General features: G+C 64.9%; 1 pseudogene. It reads right to left on the bottom strand.

The annotated features are described in order from the left end of the window. A pseudogene (locus tag RMT89_RS41125) lies at positions 1-155 on the bottom strand (guanylate kinase); the annotation flags it as partial. Between the last annotated feature and the right edge of the window lie 301 nt (positions 156-456).

The following is a 456-nucleotide window of genomic DNA, read 5'->3' as shown; positions in this document are numbered from 1 at the left end:
CCGTCGACCTCTCCGGGACGCGGCGCGCGGGTGGTGGCGGACACCGAGAAGCGCAGCGCCGGGTCCCAGTCCATCAGCCGCCGCGCCAGCGTCGATTTCCCCGCCCCGGAAGGCGATGAAAGAATGATAAGAAGCCCGCTGCGTGCGCCCGTCATGGTCCGTCCCTGTTGTTCTGTCCGAGGGCTGGCCCATCCCCGCCCCCCCGGTCAAGGGCCAGAGGCGGTGGATTAACTGAATATGAAGAAAGCGCTCGGAATTTCCGGGGTGTGGGTTTATTCTGCGCACTGTAATGAGGTGCAAGGGTTTGCCGGAGATCTCTGACACGTGTCCGAGGGTGATGAAATAGCAAAAGGGCGGGGCCGGGTGCTGCATCTGGCCGATTTTGACCCGGCACGTCCCAGCCGGATCGTGGCCGAGATGCGCGCGCATTGGCAAAGCCTGCGCAAGGGCCGCGCC

Source organism: Streptomyces sp. P17 (genome assembly GCF_032436805.1).
Taxonomy (GTDB): domain Bacteria; phylum Actinomycetota; class Actinomycetes; order Streptomycetales; family Streptomycetaceae; genus Streptomyces.
This window is presented reverse-complemented; position numbering and strand designations above follow the sequence as displayed.